Consider the following 16397-nt stretch of genomic DNA (forward strand, 5'->3'; position numbering starts at 1 on the left):
TTACAGGGTGGCCGGGAATTCCAGCTGGCCGCCGAACATTTCATCCGGGTGGATGTCGACACAGAAAACCTGTTGCCCCGGCAGCATTGTTGACAGGGTGACGGTACGTTTTGCGTCCGGCAGACCGACATAGGGCCGACAGCTGCTGATGTGCTGGGGCCTCTCCAGGGCATTCCGGAAGTACTCCCGGTGGGTCCATTGAGCGCCGGCGGAATGGTACAGCGGATTGAACTTTCCGCGATGAATGTCCGGATTGGCGCGGGCAAGGTTGCCTTGCTGGATGCCCTGTGGATTGAGCAGGAAGCAGCGTTTCACGCCATCCACTTCCAACAGCTTGTTGCAGGCGTTGTTGAACGGCAGCTCCCGGCTCAGGGAATGGCAGGCTTCGAGAATTTCGAAACGCAGAAGGCGGAAATAACTTTCCTGATCCCGTATGTCCTGGGCTGACGACTCGCTGGAATCGGCAATGATGCGTTTCAACGCCTGTTCGGTCAGTTCCGGCTCGTGTTGTTTCAGGTTGGACGGCCTTGCGAACAGGAAGCCCTGCAGAAGATCTGCCTCCGTTTGCAGGGCAATGTGAGCCTGGGTGTGGTTCTCGATCCCTTCCAGAAGCACGAGACTGCCGCTTTCGCGGATCATCTTTACCAGACTTTCCAGCAGCATCCGGGCGCGACTGTTGTTCTCGGCGTTTACCAAGAGGCTTCGGTCGAGTTTCACAATGAGCGGATTGATGCGCCAAAGGCGCTCGAAATTGGAATCGCCCATACCGAAATCGTCGATAGCGATCTGAAAGCCATGTGCTTTGGCCTTGAGGATAAATTCCAGAAGTGCGGCCGGGTTGTCGGATGCCGTTTCCACCAGCTCCAGAACCACTTTCTCGGGATCGATTCCGCTACGCTGGCATTGCAGAGCAAGCTTTTCCAGGGAGGCTTCCGGGTGGATGCAGGTGCCGGGATTGATGTTCAGAAACAGCCATACGGCCTGGGAGCTGGCCGCAAAATTATCCAGGTGAAGCTGCAACAGGTGCCGGTCCAGCTCCGGCGTCTGGTTGTTTTTTTCGGCCTGTTCGAAAAGCGTAAACGGAGAGATGCTCTCATTGTTCTTTCTGACACGGACCAATGCCTCGTAGCCAACCAGTTTTCGATGGGTCGGGCTCAGGATCGGCTGGTAAACAGAACTGAAATCATAGTCGTCAATGATCTTGGGAGCCCGGGTTATTTCGGCTCCGCGATAGATGCGCCGTGGAAGTCGGACTACGCTGCTCATGGTCAGGAACCTTTATACTGCCAATGGTCTGGCCATCCTGGCCTGATGATAAAAGAGTGTCTGAACAGGGAGATTAAGCGAATTCCGTACCAGACAGTCAAAAATCAAGCATTTAGCTTTGCTTAACCCCGTCAAATAATTGAGCTTTGCCGCCGGTTTCCGCACTCTTGCACCGGATCCGGGCAGATTATGCGCGGGAACGTTGGCAATGCACCAAAACAGGATTTCCTGATGCCATCAAAAAGTCAGTTCCGTTTGCTTGGCCAACGCCGGTTCCTGCCGTTCTATCTGACCCAGTTCTCCGGCGCCTTCAACGACAATCTGTTCAAGAACGCGCTGTTGCTGCTGATTACCTACAGTGCCGGCAGTTTGATGGGGCTTTCGGTGAATGTGGTGGTTAACCTTGCGGCTTTCCTCTTCATACTGCCGTTTTTCCTGTTCTCCGGTATTGCCGGCGAGATGGCGGATCGCTATGAGAAATCCCGGATCATCCGGAATGTGAAGCTGGCGGAAATTGTGATCATGGCCATTGCCGCACTCGGGCTGTGGTTCGGCTGGTACGAGTTGTTGCTGGTTCTGCTGTTCCTGATGGGTACCCAGTCCACGTTCTTCGGCCCGGTGAAATACGCGATCCTGCCCCAGGTGTTGGCGGACGATGAGTTGGTGGGCGGCAATGGCCTTGTTGGTATGGGCACGTTTGTGGCGATTCTTCTGGGCACCATTGCCGCGGGGCTTTTGATGGGTTTTGAGACGGCCGCCCGGCTGACGGCGGTGGCCGTTTTTGTCATGGCGGTACTCGGCTATCTGGCGGCGCGTCAGGTTCCGGCGACCGAATCCGATGGTTCCGGTGTTCATGTCCGTTTTCGCCCGGTGCTCGAAACCTGGAGACTGATGGCTCTGGCGGCCGAGCGCCGGCAGGTGTTGCTGGCAGTGCTGACCATCTCCTGGTTCTGGTTTCTCGGAGCAGCCTATCTGACCCAGTTTCCCAATTTTGCCCGCACCAACCTTCTGGGCGACGAAACCGTGGTGACCCTGTTGTTGGCCATGTTCACGATCGGCATTTCCATTGGCTCCATGATGTGTGAGCGACTTACCAAACACCGGATTACCCTGTCGCCCGTGCCCTGGGGTGCCCTGGGGCTGAGTCTATTCGGGATCGACCTGTATTTTGCTGTGCCGGATGACCCCGTGGCCTCCACCTGGTGGACCCTGGTAACCGATCCTGTCTACCTGCGGGTGTTGATGGATCTGGTCGGTATCGGAATCTGCGGTGGTCTTTTCATCGTGCCTCTGTACGCCTTTATTCAGCACGAAACGCCACGGACCAAGCGTGCACGTATCATTGCTGCGCTGAATGTCATTAACGCGTTGTTCATGGTGGTGAGTGCCCTGGCCGGAATTGTGGTGCTTGGTGTGTTGGAGGTCAGCATTCCGGGGTTTTTCCTGCTGCTCTCGCTCCTGAACGGAGTGGTGTTGCTGGTGGTCTGGCGACTTCGACGTAAAACAGCCGGGAGTTCTGTGGATAATTAGTTGGACAACCTACGGAAAGCCTCTGGATTAATTTCTAAGAAATTATATAAAACAATAAGTTAGTTGTTTTTTTAGGGTGATTAATAAGTAGTCTTGCATGTGGATAACTTTCTTGAAAACTTTTCTGAGAAGAGTGATCCAAGCCTATGAAAAGCCGTAGATTTCGGTTTTCCACTATCCAATGGACGCCCGGAAAAGTCCCCTTTTGAGTCCTTACCTGGCCGCTGCTGCTTTCAACGTGGTTCGTCTCTGGTTAAAATTTGCACATCCTGACTGCAATTTCCCGGGTGAGGCGTTATACTCGCCGCCCTATTTTATCCCCCGATTTCCGAGGTGAGCTGTGGATTTTCCGACCCGTTTCGATGTCATTGTCATTGGTGGTGGCCATGCCGGTACCGAGGCCGCGCTGGCGGCTGCACGCATGGGTTCTCAGACCCTGCTGCTGACCCACAACATTGAGACCCTGGGCCAGATGTCCTGTAACCCGGCCATCGGCGGTATTGGCAAAAGCCATCTGGTGAAAGAAATCGATGCGCTTGGCGGTGCCATGGCCGAGGCAACCGACAAGGCCGGTATTCAGTTCCGGGTACTGAACAGCCGCAAAGGCCCGGCAGTCCGTGCCACCCGTGCCCAGGCTGATCGCGTTCTCTACAAGGCCGCCATCCGTCATACCCTGGAGAGCCAGCCGAACTTGACGCTGTTTCAGCAGGCGGCGGACGATCTGATTGTGGAAAACGACCAGGTCACCGGTGTCGTCACCCAGACTGGCATCCGCTTCAACGCCAAGACCGTGGTACTCACCACCGGTACCTTTCTCGGCGGCGTTATCCACATCGGCATGCAACACCATGCCGGTGGCCGTGCCGGTGATGCTCCGGCCAATGCCCTGGCCAAACGCCTGCGGGAACTGCCGTTCAACGTTGGTCGTCTGAAAACCGGTACGCCCCCGCGGATTGATGCCCGGTCTGTGGATTTCTCGGTGATGCAGGAGCAATGGGGTGATGACCCCACGCCGGTGATGTCTTTCATCGGCAGCCGTAGCCAGCACCCGGAACAGGTGTGCTGCTACGTGACCCGGACCACCGAACAGACACACGAAATTATCCGCAGCGGGTTCGACCGTTCGCCGATGTTTGCCGGCAGCATTGAGGGGGTGGGCCCCCGCTACTGCCCCTCGATCGAGGACAAGGTAAACCGGTTTGCCGATAAGGATTCCCATCAGATTTTCGTGGAGCCCGAAGGGCTGACCACCAACGAGCTCTACCCGAACGGGATTTCCACGAGCCTGCCGTTCGATATCCAACTGGCGGCGGTGCGGTCGATTCCCGGTTTTGAAAATGCCCATATCACCCGGCCGGGTTACGCCATCGAATACGATTACCTGAATCCGCAGGACCTGCGCCATACCCTGGAAACCAAATTCATCCAGGGCCTGTACTTCGCCGGCCAGATCAACGGCACCACCGGCTATGAAGAAGCGGGCGCCCAGGGATTGCTGGCCGGGATCAACGCTGCCCTGCGGTCCCAGGAAAAAGACGAGTGGTACCCGCGCCGGGACGAGGCCTACCTGGGTGTTCTGGTGGATGACCTGATCACCATGGGCACTTCCGAGCCCTACCGCATGTTTACCAGCCGCGCCGAGTATCGCCTGATCCTGCGCGAGGACAATGCCGATCTGCGCCTGACCGAAACGGGACGCAAGCTGGGCCTGGTGAACGATGAGCGCTGGCAGAAGTTCAATGACAAGCGTGAGGCGATCGCCACCGAACGCAGCCGTCTCGAAGCCACCCGGATTCATCCGAACACCGAGGCCGGCGAACGGGCGAACGGGTTTCTCAAGCAGCCGATGACCCGGGATCAGTCCCTGGCGGAGCTGATGCGTCGTCCCGAGATTGTCTACCGCCACATCGCTGAGATTGGTGCCGAGCAGGCCGAGGATCCGGTTGTCGCAGACCAGGTGGAAATCGAGATCAAGTACGAGGGTTACATCTCACGTCAGACCGACGAGATCGAGCGGTTGCGCAGAAATGAAAACACCGCCCTGCCGGTGGATCTGGATTATGACGTGATCGGTGGCCTGTCCAATGAGATCAAGCAGAAGCTCAAGACCGTGCGACCGGAAACCGTGGCCCAGGCCTCCCGTATCCAGGGTGTGACCCCGGCGGCGGTAAGCCAGATCCTGGTGCACCTGAAAAAGCGCGATCTGCTGCGCAAACAGTCGGCCTGACCTGCGCCCATGACCAAGTCACTCTGGCAGGGCCAGCTCCGGGACGGGCTGGTCACGATGGGCCTATCGCTGGCAGACGATCGGCAGGAAAAGCTGCTGGCTTTTCTGGGCCTGCTCAATAAGTGGAACCGGGCTTACAACCTCACGGCTGTGCGTGATGAGCGTGTCATGGTGTCCCGGCAGCTGCTCGACAGCCTGAGCATTCTGCCGTGGGTAACCACGGATCATCTCCTCGATGTAGGAGCCGGCGGCGGTCTGCCCGGTATTCCCCTGGCGATCGCCCTGCCGGAAAAGCGCTTTACTCTGCTCGACAGCAACGGCAAGAAAACCCGATTTCTCCACCAGTGTGTGCTGGAGCTCGGCCTGGATAATGTCGAGGTTGTTCACGGGCGCGCGGAAGATTGCAATCCTCCGGAACCTTTTACCCAGATCAGCAGCCGCGCCTTTACCGCGCTGGAGAATCTGGTGAGCTGGTGCGGCAATCTGTTGGCAAATGAGGGTGAGTTCCTTGCCATGAAAGGTCAGTTTCCGGATGATGAAGTGTCTGCCCTTCCGGCTGGCTGGCAGGTAACATCCAGCCACTCCCTGGACGTACCGGGCGCCGATGGCGACCGCCATCTGCTGGTGATCGCCCGGACCGTGAATTCCCGGTAGTTTGGCAGTCCAATTTCTGAACCGCTAACCCATAAACAAGGAGGCAGGACATGGCGCGCGTGATTGCAGTGACCAATCAGAAAGGCGGTGTGGGCAAAACCACCACCTGCGTCAACCTTGCTGCCTCCCTGGCCGCCACCAAGCGTCGGGTGTTGCTGGTGGACATGGATCCCCAGGGCAACGCAACCATGGGCAGCGGTGTGGATAAAAACGCCCTGGAACTGTCCGGCTACGACATGCTGACCAAACGTGCCAGCGCTGCCGAGGTGATTATCCCCGCCGAGGCCTCCGGGTTCGATATCCTTCCTGCCAACGGCGACCTGACAGCGGCCGAAGTGGAACTGATGAACGAGATTGGTCGCGAACACCGCCTGAGATTGGCGTTGAACACCGTTCGTGACAACTACGATTACATCCTCATTGATTGCCCGCCATCGCTCAGCCTTTTGACAGTGAATGCCCTCTCGGCGGCAGACTCTGTGCTGATCCCTATGCAATGCGAATACTATGCATTGGAAGGATTGGCCGCGCTGATGAACACCGTTGAGCAGATCCAGGAAACGGTCAATCCGAATCTGCAGGTGGAAGGCATTCTGCGCACCATGTACGACCCGCGCAATAGCCTTACCCTGGACGTGTCCGGCCAACTGAGCGAGTACTTTGGCGACAAGGTGTATCGTGCAGTGATTCCCCGCAACGTCCGTCTGGCCGAGGCCCCCAGCTATGGGGTTCCGGCTCTGAAATATGACCGTGCCTCCAAGGGTGCCATCGCCTACCTGGCCCTGGCCGGCGAAATGGTACGGCGCCACGGTTCAAAAAAGACATCCGCGCCGGTTGCGGTGTAACATACCGCCCTGTCACTCACTTAAGTACAACGATTTTCAACGGGAAGAATGACTGACACCATGGCGGCGAAGAAACGAGGATTGGGTGAACGTGGATTGGGCGCCCTGCTGGCGGGCTCCAAGGTCAATCTTGACCAGGAGCTGAAAGACCACGACGGTGAGCTCCGCGAAGTCCCCATTGATCTGATCCAGCGTGGCCGTTACCAACCCCGCCGCGATATGGACCCTGCCGCCCTGCAGGAACTGGCCGATTCAATTCGCCAACAGGGCGTGATGCAGCCGGTCGTGGCTCGTCCCATTGCCGAAGGCCGGTATGAGCTGATCGCCGGTGAGCGCCGCTGGCGTGCCACCCAGATGGCCGGACTGGACAGCATTCCGGCCATCATCCGTGATGTGCCCGATGAAGCGGCCATCGCCATGGCGCTGATCGAGAACATTCAGCGTGAGAACCTCAATCCCATTGAAGAAGCCTTCGCCCTTCAGCGCCTCCAGGATGAGTTTGGCCTGACCCAGGCCCAGGTGGCCGAAGCCGTTGGCAAATCCCGCACTACCATTACCAACCTGCTTCGACTGATCGGTTTGTCCGAAGACGTTCGTATTATGCTCGAGCATGGCGATCTGGAAATGGGCCATGGCCGGGCGATGTTGACCCTGGCGCCGGAGCTGCAGATGCAGGTGGCCAAACAGGTGGTGGCCAAATCCCTTTCGGTTCGACAGACCGAGGCCCTGGTCCGCCGTGTGCAGCAGGAAACACCAGACAGCAAATCCCGGAAAAAGGGAGTGGTGGACCCAAACATTCGTGCGCTGCAGGATGATCTGGCTGAGCGTCTGGGTGCGCGGGTGTCCATCGATCACGGTCAGCGCGGCAAAGGCAAGCTGGTGATCGAGTACAGTTCCCTCGACGAACTCGACGGCATTCTGGGCCACATCAAATAAAATCGTTGGGCTTTTGTGGGTCTTCCGACCCCCCTACGAAAGTTCGTATCTGGTTACGTACACAACATGTAGTGGTGAAAAACTGAACGGCCGTCTATTTGTGACGAAAATTGCCAAAACCCAGTTATTACGCCGCTTTTGACCGATCAGCCGGTTCCCGGTTTTGTTGATTCGTGCACATTGAACACATATAATCTGCGGCGCTCGTGTCGGTGTATTTGCTTACTTTTTAAACGACATCGACCGAAAAGCACCGTATTTCCGGAACGAACATGACGAAGGCAGCTTCAGGCGGTATTGGCCGTCCACCCATCGCACGATGGTTTGTTATAGAGAGTGTGGTACTTGTCTTCGTCAGCCTGGCGTTTCTCTTGCGAGGCGAGGTGTCCGGTTATTCAGCGCTGCTGGGTGGACTTATTTTTCTGATCCCCCATGGTTATTTTGCGCTCAAGGCATTCCGCTACGCCGGCGCGCGGTCTGCCAAGAAGATCATGACGTCTTTTTACCAGGGTGAGGCCGGAAAGCTCATCCTGTGCGCCATCCTCTTCACGATGGTGTTCAAATGGATTCAGCCGCTTGATATAGCGGCACTTTTTTTAACATTTGCGATCATGCTGGTCACCAATTGGTTGACACCGCTTCTGGCGGGCAGCAATACGCAGCAAAGCTAACTGGACCTGGGAAACCGTTATGGCAGGAAGTGCATCCGAATATATCCAGCATCACCTCCAGAACCTCACCTACGGTAAACTTCCGGCAGGCTATGAGCGTGCCGACGGAACCGTACTTCAAGATGCAACCTGGACGCTGGCTCACACCGGCAGGGAAGCATCCGACATGGGCTTCTGGGCACTGCATATTGATTCACTGGGCTGGGCGGTCGCGCTCGGTGCCCTTTTCCTGTTTATTTTCCGTTTGGCTGCGAAGCGTGCTACCTCGGACCAGCCTGGTGGGCTCCAGAACTTCGTTGAAGTGATGGTTGAGTTTGTCGATCAGAGCGTCAAGGAAACCTTCCACGGCAAGAACAAGGTGATCGCGCCGCTGTCGCTGACCATTTTCTGCTGGGTGTTCCTGATGAACCTGATGGACCTGGTGCCAGTGGACTTCCTGCCCCAGCTGTTCCATCTGATGGGTCTGGAATACATGAAGGTCGTTCCGACCACGGATGTTAACGTTACCCTGGGCATGTCCCTGTCGGTATTCGCACTGATCATCTACTACAGTCTGAAAGTGAAGGGCGTGGGTGGCTTCGTCGGTGAACTGACCCTGCACCCCTTCTCTTCCGACAATCTGTTCCTGAAGATTTTGCTTGTCCCGATCAACTTCCTGCTGGAAGGTGTGAGCCTGATCGCCAAGCCGATCTCGCTGGCCCTGCGTCTCTTCGGTAACCTGTACGCCGGCGAGCTGATCTTTATCCTGATTGCACTGCTGCCTTTCTGGGCACAGTGGGCACTGTCTGTTCCCTGGGCGATTTTCCACATTCTGGTTATCACCCTGCAGGCATTCATCTTTATGATGTTGACGATCGTGTACCTGAGCATGGCTCACGAAGACAGTCACTGATCGGACACCATTAAGCCGTAGTTCTAAACCCTAAACCCTTAAACTGAAAAACCTAACTGAAAACTGGGAGTTATCATGGAAACTGTAGTTGGAATGACCGCTATTGCCGTTGCACTGCTGATTGGCCTGGGTGCCCTGGGTACTGCGATTGGCTTTGGTATCCTCGGTGGCAAGTTCCTGGAAGGCGCTGCGCGTCAGCCGGAAATGACCCCGATGCTGCAGGTTAAAATGTTCATCGTTGCAGGTCTGCTGGACGCCGTAACCATGATCGGTGTTGGTATCGCTCTGTTCTTCACTTTCGCCAACCCGTTTGTCGGCCAGATCGCCGGTTAATCGAGTCGCCAGAGCCGGGGTTTCGCCCCGGTCAGATGATTCTTAACAAAACAGGCGAGAGGTGAAGACGTGAACATTAATTTGACGATGATTGGTCAAGCCATCGCGTTCTTTATCTTTGTCGTCTTCTGCATGAAATACGTGTGGCCGCCAATCATGGCTGCACTGCAGGAGCGTCAAAAGAAGATCGCTGACGGACTGGCTGCCTCAGACCGCGCTGCGCGCGATCTGGAACTGGCTCAGGAAAAGTCAGCTCAGGAACTGCGTGAAGCCAAGCAGCAGGCCGCCGGCCTTATTGAACAGGCCAACAAGCGTGCCGCCCAAATTGTGGAAGCATCCAAAGATGACGCCCGCAAAGAAGGCGAAAAGCTGATTGAGCAGGCCAAGGCCGAAATTGAACAGGAACGAAATCAGGCTCGTGACGTTCTGCGTGCAGAAATTGCCGCAATTGCCGTCGCTGGTGCTGAGAAGATCCTGGAAACCTCTGTCGATGCCTCCAAGCACAACGAAATGTTGGAAAAACTGGCGGCAGAACTTTAAACGACGAGGTTCATCATGGCAGAACTGAGAACGCTGGCCCGTCCATACGCAAAAGCAGCATTCAAGGCCGCTCAGGACCACGAGCAAATGGCTGAGTGGTCCCAGGTGCTGACGATTGCCGGACAGGTCACCGCGAACAAAAGCATTCGACAGCTTCTCGCGAATCCGGGTCTGGAAGAGCAGAAGAAGGCAGAGCTGATTTTGGAGGTCGCCGAAGAGGGCGTCACCGAACAGGTTCGTAACTTCTTTGCCATACTGGCAGAAAACCGCCGGCTGACTCTTCTTCCTGAGATTTCAGCGCTCTTCAACACGTACCGGGCTGATCTGGAGCGCACTGTTGATATCGAAGTTACCGCAGCCTTCGAGCTGACGGACGAACAGCAACAGAAGCTCGCCCAGGCACTCTCGACCAAACTCGAGCGGAAAGTGTCACTCGCAGCGTCACTGGACAAGTCTCTGATTGGCGGTGCGATTATCCGCACTGGTGATTTGGTCATTGACGCATCTGTACGCGGAAAGCTGACCAAGCTGGCCGACGCTCTGGGCTCCTGATTTCAGCACAAGGTTTGAGGATATTGGCATGCAGCAACTGAATCCATCCGAGATCAGTGACATCATCAAGAAGAGAATCGAGAAGCTCGACATCTCTTCCGAAGCAAAAAATGAAGGTACGATCCTGTCCGTTTCTGACGGTATCGTGCTAATCCATGGTCTTGCCGACGTTATGTACGGCGAGATGATTGAATTTGCCAACGGCATCTTCGGTATGGCTCTGAACCTGGAGCGTGATTCCGTAGGTGCGGTTGTTCTGGGTGACTACGAAGGACTGGCGGAAGGCCAGAAGGTACGTTGTACCGGTCGTATCCTGGAAGTTCCGGTTGGCCCGGAACTGATGGGTCGCGTCGTGGACTCTCTGGGTAACCCGATTGATGGCAAGGGCGAGTTGGGCACCGAACTGACCTCTCCAATCGAGAAGGTTGCGCCGGGCGTTATCGCACGTCAGTCCGTTGATGAGCCGGTCCAGACCGGTCTGAAAGCCATCGACACCATGGTGCCGATCGGTCGCGGCCAGCGTGAGCTTATCATCGGTGACCGTCAGATTGGTAAGACCGCTGTCGCCATCGACGCGATCATTAACCAGAAAAACACCGGCATCAAGTGTATCTACGTTGCTATCGGTCAGAAGCAGTCTTCCATTGCCGCGGTTGTGCGCAAGCTGGAAGAGCACGGCGCCATGGACCACACCATCGTGGTTGCCGCCGGCGCTGCTGACCCTGCAGCTACGCAGTTCCTGGCTCCGTACTCCGGCACTTCCATGGGCGAGTATTTCCGTGACCGTGGTGAAGACGCCCTGATCATCTACGATGATCTGTCCAAGCAGGCTGTGGCTTACCGCCAGATCTCCCTGCTGCTGCGTCGTCCGCCGGGCCGTGAAGCCTACCCGGGTGACGTTTTCTACCTGCACTCTCGTCTGCTGGAGCGCGCATCCCGCGTTAACGCTGACTACGTTGAGAAGTTCACCGACGGTGCAGTGAAAGGCAAGACCGGTTCGTTGACCGCTCTGCCGATCATCGAAACCCAGGCCGGTGACGTGTCTGCGTTCGTACCGACCAACGTAATCTCCATTACTGACGGCCAGATCTTCCTGGAAACCAACCTGTTCAACTCCGGTATTCGTCCGGCGATGAACGCCGGTATCTCCGTATCCCGGGTAGGTGGTTCGGCCCAGACCAAGATCATGAAGAAGCTCGGCGGTAACATCCGTCTGGCTCTGGCCCAGTATCGTGAACTTGCTGCGTTCGCCCAGTTTGCTTCCGACCTTGACGAAGCAACCCGAAAGCAGCTTGAGCACGGTCAGCGTGTTACGGAACTCATGAAACAGAACCAATACAGCCCGATGTCAGTGGCTGAGATGGGCACGGTTCTGTTCGCAGCCAACGAAGGCTTCCTGGACGACGTTGATGTCGACAAGGTTGTTAAGTTCGAAGCGCAGATGCTTGACTGGATGCGCTCTGAGCAGAAAGACCTCCTCGACAAAATCAACGAGAAAGGTGATTTCAACGACGAAATCGCTGCCGGCCTTAAAGCTGCACTTGAGAAATTCAAGACCACTCAGAGCTGGTAAGAAAAGGGGCCTGCGATGTTTATCGCGGGCCGGTTTTCGTAGCAATGAGTGTCTAACTTGAGAAGGCAGTGAGTTATGGCCGTCGGCAAAGAAATACGTAACCAGATTTCAAGCATCAAGAGCACGCAAAAGATCACCAGCGCCATGGAAATGGTGGCTGCGAGTAAAATGCGCAAGGCTCAGGAACGCATGCAGGCAACTCGCCCGTATGCGGAAAAGATGCGTCAGGTGATCGGGCACATTGCCAAGGCGAACGCTCAGTACAAGCACCCGTTCATGGTCGACCGCGAGGTTAAGCGTGTCGGTTATATTGTGGTGTCTACTGACCGTGGCCTCTGTGGTGGTCTGAATAGCAACCTGTTCAAAGCGCTTGTCCGTGAAATGCGAGCGTGGAAGGAAAAAGGGGTGGAAACCGATCTGTGCGCTATCGGGCAGAAAGGCGCATCCTTTTTCCGGAGCTACGGCGGTAATGTCGTCGCGGCGCTGACCCATCTGGGTGACAGCCCGAGCTCTGAAAAACTCATCGGCAACGTCAAGGTCATGCTGGATTCGTTCTCCGAAGGCAAGATTGATCGCCTTTACGTAGTGAGCAATGAATTCGTGAACACCATGACCCAAAGCCCGAAGGTGGAGCAGCTGCTGCCCCTGCCGGAAAGCGAAGACGAAGAGATCAAGAACCAGTGGGAGTATCTCTACGAGCCCGATGCCAGGCAGATCCTCGATGGTCTTCTGCCACGTTTTATTGAATCCCAGGTATACCAGGGTGTGGTAGAAAATCTGGCATGTGAACAGGCAGCCCGGATGATCGCCATGAAGAGCGCAACTGATAACGCCGGTGACATTATGGACGAACTTCAGTTGGCTTATAACAAGGCGCGTCAGGCAGCCATCACCCAAGAGATTTCGGAGATTGTGAGCGGCGCGGCTTCGGTCTGATCTCGCCCACAGTCCAACTGGTTTTATTGACTACTAAGATAACGAGGAACCGAGCATGAGTAGCGGACAAATCGTTCAGATCATTGGCGCGGTTATCGACGTGGAATTTCCACGTGACTCCGTACCCAACGTGTATGACGCACTGCTGCTTGAAGGTGGCGAAACAACTCTGGAAGTCCAGCAGCAGCTGGGTGACGGCATTGTTCGTACCATCGCCATGGGCAGCACTGAAGGCCTGAAGCGTGGCCTGAAAGCAGAAAACACCGGCAAGGCAATCTCCGTACCTGTTGGTACTCAGACCCTGGGCCGTATCATGGACGTTCTGGGTCGTCCCATCGACGAGCAGGGCGAAATCGGCGAAGACGAGCGCTGGGCGATCCATCGCAAGGCACCGGGTTATGCCGATCAGGCAGCGTCTGCGGACCTGCTGGAAACCGGTATCAAGGTTATCGACCTGATCTGCCCGTTTGCCAAGGGTGGTAAGGTTGGCCTGTTCGGTGGTGCCGGTGTAGGCAAGACCGTAAACATGATGGAACTGATCAACAACATCGCGAAAGAGCACTCCGGTCTCTCCGTATTCGCGGGTGTTGGTGAGCGGACTCGTGAAGGTAACGACTTCTACTACGAAATGAAGGACTCCAACGTCCTTGATAAAGTAGCGATGGTCTACGGCCAGATGAACGAGCCTCCCGGAAACCGTTTGCGTGTGGCCCTGACCGGTCTCACCATGGCCGAGAAGTTCCGTGACGAAGGCCGTGACGTACTGTTGTTCGTTGACAACATCTACCGTTACACCCTCGCAGGTACCGAGGTATCGGCACTGCTGGGTCGTATGCCGTCCGCGGTAGGCTACCAGCCGACTCTGGCCGAAGAGATGGGTCAGTTGCAGGAGCGTATTACCTCCACCAAGAACGGTTCCATCACGTCCATCCAGGCGGTCTACGTGCCGGCGGATGACTTGACTGACCCTTCGCCAGCAACCACCTTCTCGCACCTGGATGCTACAGTTGTACTGAGCCGTGACATCGCCTCCAAGGGTATCTACCCGGCGATCGATCCGCTGGATTCCACCTCTCGTCAGCTGGATCCGCTGGTCATCGGCCAAGAGCACTACGAAGTGGCCCGTGGCGTGCAGACTAACCTGCAGCGCTACAAGGAACTGAAAGACATCATCGCCATTCTGGGCATGGATGAGCTGTCAGAAGATGACAAGCTCGTTGTATCCCGCGCCCGTAAGATCGAGCGTTTTCTGTCCCAGCCGTTCCACGTTGCTGAAGTATTCACCGGCTCGCCCGGTAAGTACGTGTCCCTGAAGGAGACCATCAGCAGCTTTAAGGGCATCCTCAACGGTGACTATGACGATATGCCTGAGCAGGCTTTCTACATGGTTGGTACTATTGAGGAAGCGGTCGAGAAAGCGAAGGAAATGAAGAGCAAGGCAAAGAGCTAATCTGAGCCGTTGCATTTGTTTCCGGATCGATCAAAGAGGCAACTGACATGGGTATGACCGTGCATTGTGATGTGGTAAGTGCCGAAACAAAGATCTATTCCGGATTGGTAGAAATGCTGGTTGCAGCAGGCTCTGAAGGTGACCTGGGTATTGCCCCGGGTCACGCTCCGCTGCTGACTCAGCTGAAACCTGGTCCTATTCGGATCATCAAGCAGGGTGGTGAAGAAGAAATTCTTTACGTGTCCGGCGGGTATCTGGAGGTCCAGCCCAATCTGGTAACTTTGTTGGCGGATACCGCGGTTCGTGCAAAGGATGTGGACGAAGCAGCCGCGCTCGACGCTCAGAAAGAAGCCGAGAAAGCACTTGCCAACCAGACTGGTGAATTCGAGTATTCCCGTGCCGCTGCAGAGTTGGCCGAAGCTGTTGCCCAGCTTCGTACCATCCAGCAGCTGCGTAACAAAATGCGCTAAGCATTTCCGTTTCGGGTTTGCCGAACACCGAAGCCGCATCCTGAGCGGCTGGAAGACCAACGCTAAGCGTTGTGCCTCCGGCCACGAGGGGTGCGGTTTTTTTGTTTACTGACGATAGAGATCAAACTACAGGGAGCCTGACCCCTCATGAGTCCGCTACACGTTGTTATTCTGGCCGCTGGCCAGGGTTCTCGTATGAACTCGGCGATGCCTAAGGTATTGCATAGCCTTGCCGGAAGACCGATGTTGCAGCACGTGATCAACACGGCGCATCAGTTGGGTGCCGAGAAGATTCACACTGTTATTGGTCACGGTGCGATCCAGGTGCAAGAGCTCATTGAGGATGATGGCATCCATTGGGTTGAACAGACAGAGCGTCTTGGAACCGGGCATGCGGTTGCCCAGGTTTTGGATTACCTTCCTGATGATGCAAGGGTTCTTGTTCTCTACGGTGACGTTCCGCTGATTCAGGAGCCAACTCTAGCGACCCTGGTGAGTCACGTCGCGCCGGACAGTCTCGGCCTTTTGACTGTCACGATGGACGACCCCACAGGATACGGACGAATCGTGCGAGATGATCGTGGCAGAGTCACATCGATCGTCGAGCAAAAGGACGCTAGTACCGAGCAGACGGGTATCCGGGAGGTGAACACAGGCATTATGGGGATCATGGCTTCCCACCTCAAAGCCTGGGTACCCCAACTATCAAACGACAATGCACAGGGCGAGTACTACCTAACGGACATCATCTCCCTGGCGGCGGGTGATGAGGTTGATGTTGTCGTGAACCAACCTCAAGACTTGTTCGAAGTCCAGGGCGTCAATAACCGAGTCCAACTCGCTGAACTAGAACGCTGGTTTCAACGTCACCAGGCCGAACGGTTGATGCTCGCCGGCGCTACGCTCGCCGATCCGGAGCGGGTGGATGTGCGTGGTCGTTTGCAGGTTGGTACCGATGTTTTCATCGATATCAACGTGGTTTTCGAGGGCGACGTGAAAATTGGTAACAATGTCCGAATAGGGCCGGGCTGCATTTTTAAGGATGCAGAAGTGGGTGACGGAACGGAGATCAAGGCCTACAGTGTGATCGAGAGTTCGAAAATTGGAGAGAATGGGCAGATTGGTCCATACGCGCGTTTCCGGCCCGGCAATCACTTAGGTGCCAATACAAAAGTTGGGAACTTTGTTGAACTCAAAAAAGCCACAGTCGGCGAGGGTAGCAAGATCAACCACCTTAGTTACGTTGGTGATGCCACTCTGGGCGCGCGAGTGAACGTGGGGGCTGGAACCATTACCTGCAATTACGATGGTGCAAACAAGTATCAGACCGTTCTTGGAGATGGTGTTTTCGTGGGTTCCAATTGTTCATTGGTCGCCCCGGTCACGGTTGCGGCGGATGCCACCATTGGCGCCGGTTCGACCATTACCCGCGACGTTGCCGATCACGAGCTTGCAGTCGCCCGGGGCCGACAGCGTAATATTGCCGGTTGGGAAAAGCCGAAGAAACACTGATAGAAACGAT

The 16397-nt window shown here is 55.9% G+C and carries 16 protein-coding genes; 15 read left to right on the plus strand and 1 reads right to left on the minus strand.

From position 1 onward, the window contains the following. The gene (locus ACWJ62_RS08395; protein ID WP_449285772.1) at positions 1-1266 is read right to left on the minus strand and encodes an EAL domain-containing protein; all 1266 of its coding nucleotides are present in this window, start codon (positions 1264-1266) and stop codon (positions 1-3) included. A gap of 231 nt (positions 1267-1497) precedes the next feature. On the opposite strand from ACWJ62_RS08395, the gene ACWJ62_RS08400 reads away from it, so the two are divergent. From ACWJ62_RS08400 to glmU, 15 genes are all read left to right on the plus strand, one after another. Continuing rightward, entirely contained in the window at positions 1498-2796 is a 1299-nt protein-coding gene (locus tag ACWJ62_RS08400; RefSeq protein WP_449285773.1) for an MFS transporter, read from the plus strand. A 340-nt stretch (positions 2797-3136) separates the two neighbouring features. Beyond that, on the plus strand, positions 3137-5023 hold the full coding sequence (mnmG, locus tag ACWJ62_RS08405) for a tRNA uridine-5-carboxymethylaminomethyl(34) synthesis enzyme MnmG (protein WP_449285774.1): 1887 nt from the start codon (positions 3137-3139) through the stop codon (positions 5021-5023). Positions 5024-5032: 9 nt separating this feature from the next. After that, the gene (rsmG, locus tag ACWJ62_RS08410) at positions 5033-5677 is read left to right on the plus strand and encodes a 16S rRNA (guanine(527)-N(7))-methyltransferase RsmG (RefSeq protein WP_449285775.1); all 645 of its coding nucleotides are present in this window, start codon (positions 5033-5035) and stop codon (positions 5675-5677) included. A gap of 50 nt (positions 5678-5727) precedes the next feature. Then, positions 5728-6522, plus strand: coding sequence for a ParA family protein (locus tag ACWJ62_RS08415; protein ID WP_008172572.1), 795 nt, complete (start codon positions 5728-5730; stop codon positions 6520-6522). Positions 6523-6582: 60 nt separating this feature from the next. Beyond that, the gene (locus ACWJ62_RS08420; protein ID WP_449286162.1) at positions 6583-7458 is read left to right on the plus strand and encodes a ParB/RepB/Spo0J family partition protein; all 876 of its coding nucleotides are present in this window, start codon (positions 6583-6585) and stop codon (positions 7456-7458) included. Between the two features lie 272 nt (positions 7459-7730). Beyond that, positions 7731-8129, plus strand: a complete 399-nt coding sequence (locus ACWJ62_RS08425) for a F0F1 ATP synthase subunit I (protein WP_008172578.1) — start codon at positions 7731-7733, stop codon at positions 8127-8129. 19 nt (positions 8130-8148) lie between these two features. After that, complete coding sequence (gene atpB, locus ACWJ62_RS08430) at positions 8149-9021, plus strand: F0F1 ATP synthase subunit A (RefSeq protein ID WP_008172580.1); 873 nt, start codon at positions 8149-8151, stop codon at positions 9019-9021. 75 nt (positions 9022-9096) lie between these two features. Further along, the gene (gene atpE, locus ACWJ62_RS08435) at positions 9097-9354 is read left to right on the plus strand and encodes a F0F1 ATP synthase subunit C (protein ID WP_012138088.1); all 258 of its coding nucleotides are present in this window, start codon (positions 9097-9099) and stop codon (positions 9352-9354) included. 69 nt (positions 9355-9423) lie between these two features. Then, positions 9424-9894, plus strand: coding sequence for a F0F1 ATP synthase subunit B (locus ACWJ62_RS08440; RefSeq protein ID WP_449285776.1), 471 nt, complete (start codon positions 9424-9426; stop codon positions 9892-9894). 15 nt (positions 9895-9909) lie between these two features. Next, positions 9910-10446, plus strand: coding sequence for a F0F1 ATP synthase subunit delta (locus ACWJ62_RS08445; protein ID WP_449285777.1), 537 nt, complete (start codon positions 9910-9912; stop codon positions 10444-10446). A gap of 28 nt (positions 10447-10474) precedes the next feature. After that, complete coding sequence (atpA, locus tag ACWJ62_RS08450; protein ID WP_449285778.1) at positions 10475-12019, plus strand: F0F1 ATP synthase subunit alpha; 1545 nt, start codon at positions 10475-10477, stop codon at positions 12017-12019. Between the two features lie 75 nt (positions 12020-12094). Further along, on the plus strand, positions 12095-12955 hold the full coding sequence (gene atpG / locus ACWJ62_RS08455; protein ID WP_449285779.1) for a F0F1 ATP synthase subunit gamma: 861 nt from the start codon (positions 12095-12097) through the stop codon (positions 12953-12955). Between the two features lie 55 nt (positions 12956-13010). Then, entirely contained in the window at positions 13011-14405 is a 1395-nt protein-coding gene (gene atpD, locus ACWJ62_RS08460) for a F0F1 ATP synthase subunit beta (RefSeq protein ID WP_449285780.1), read from the plus strand. Between the two features lie 47 nt (positions 14406-14452). After that, positions 14453-14875 (plus strand): F0F1 ATP synthase subunit epsilon, encoded by a 423-nt coding sequence (locus ACWJ62_RS08465; protein ID WP_449285781.1) that lies wholly within the window; start codon positions 14453-14455, stop codon positions 14873-14875. 147 nt (positions 14876-15022) lie between these two features. Continuing rightward, a complete protein-coding gene (gene glmU / locus ACWJ62_RS08470) occupies positions 15023-16387 on the plus strand; it encodes a bifunctional UDP-N-acetylglucosamine diphosphorylase/glucosamine-1-phosphate N-acetyltransferase GlmU (RefSeq protein WP_449285782.1) in 1365 nt (454 codons plus the stop codon). The last annotated feature ends 10 nt before the right edge of the window (positions 16388-16397 follow it).

The organism is Marinobacter sp. PE14, from assembly GCF_053566155.1.

Excerpts from the sequence above, each read along its gene's own strand:
- atpE (WP_012138088.1), top strand. The coding sequence starts at position 9,097 with ATGGAAACTGTAGTTGGAATGACCGCTATTGCCGTTGCACTGCTGATT.
- ACWJ62_RS08395 (WP_449285772.1), bottom strand. The coding sequence starts at position 1,266 with ATGAGCAGCGTAGTCCGACTTCCACGGCGCATCTATCGCGGAGCCGAA.
- ACWJ62_RS08445 (WP_449285777.1), top strand. The coding sequence starts at position 9,910 with ATGGCAGAACTGAGAACGCTGGCCCGTCCATACGCAAAAGCAGCATTC.
- atpG (WP_449285779.1), top strand. The coding sequence starts at position 12,095 with ATGGCCGTCGGCAAAGAAATACGTAACCAGATTTCAAGCATCAAGAGC.
- atpA (WP_449285778.1), top strand. The coding sequence starts at position 10,475 with ATGCAGCAACTGAATCCATCCGAGATCAGTGACATCATCAAGAAGAGA.
- atpD (WP_449285780.1), top strand. The coding sequence starts at position 13,011 with ATGAGTAGCGGACAAATCGTTCAGATCATTGGCGCGGTTATCGACGTG.
- ACWJ62_RS08465 (WP_449285781.1), top strand. The coding sequence starts at position 14,453 with ATGGGTATGACCGTGCATTGTGATGTGGTAAGTGCCGAAACAAAGATC.
- ACWJ62_RS08425 (WP_008172578.1), top strand. The coding sequence starts at position 7,731 with ATGACGAAGGCAGCTTCAGGCGGTATTGGCCGTCCACCCATCGCACGA.
- ACWJ62_RS08400 (WP_449285773.1), top strand. The coding sequence starts at position 1,498 with ATGCCATCAAAAAGTCAGTTCCGTTTGCTTGGCCAACGCCGGTTCCTG.
- ACWJ62_RS08420 (WP_449286162.1), top strand. The coding sequence starts at position 6,583 with ATGGCGGCGAAGAAACGAGGATTGGGTGAACGTGGATTGGGCGCCCTG.
- glmU (WP_449285782.1), top strand. The coding sequence starts at position 15,023 with ATGAGTCCGCTACACGTTGTTATTCTGGCCGCTGGCCAGGGTTCTCGT.
- ACWJ62_RS08415 (WP_008172572.1), top strand. The coding sequence starts at position 5,728 with ATGGCGCGCGTGATTGCAGTGACCAATCAGAAAGGCGGTGTGGGCAAA.
- atpB (WP_008172580.1), top strand. The coding sequence starts at position 8,149 with ATGGCAGGAAGTGCATCCGAATATATCCAGCATCACCTCCAGAACCTC.
- rsmG (WP_449285775.1), top strand. The coding sequence starts at position 5,033 with ATGACCAAGTCACTCTGGCAGGGCCAGCTCCGGGACGGGCTGGTCACG.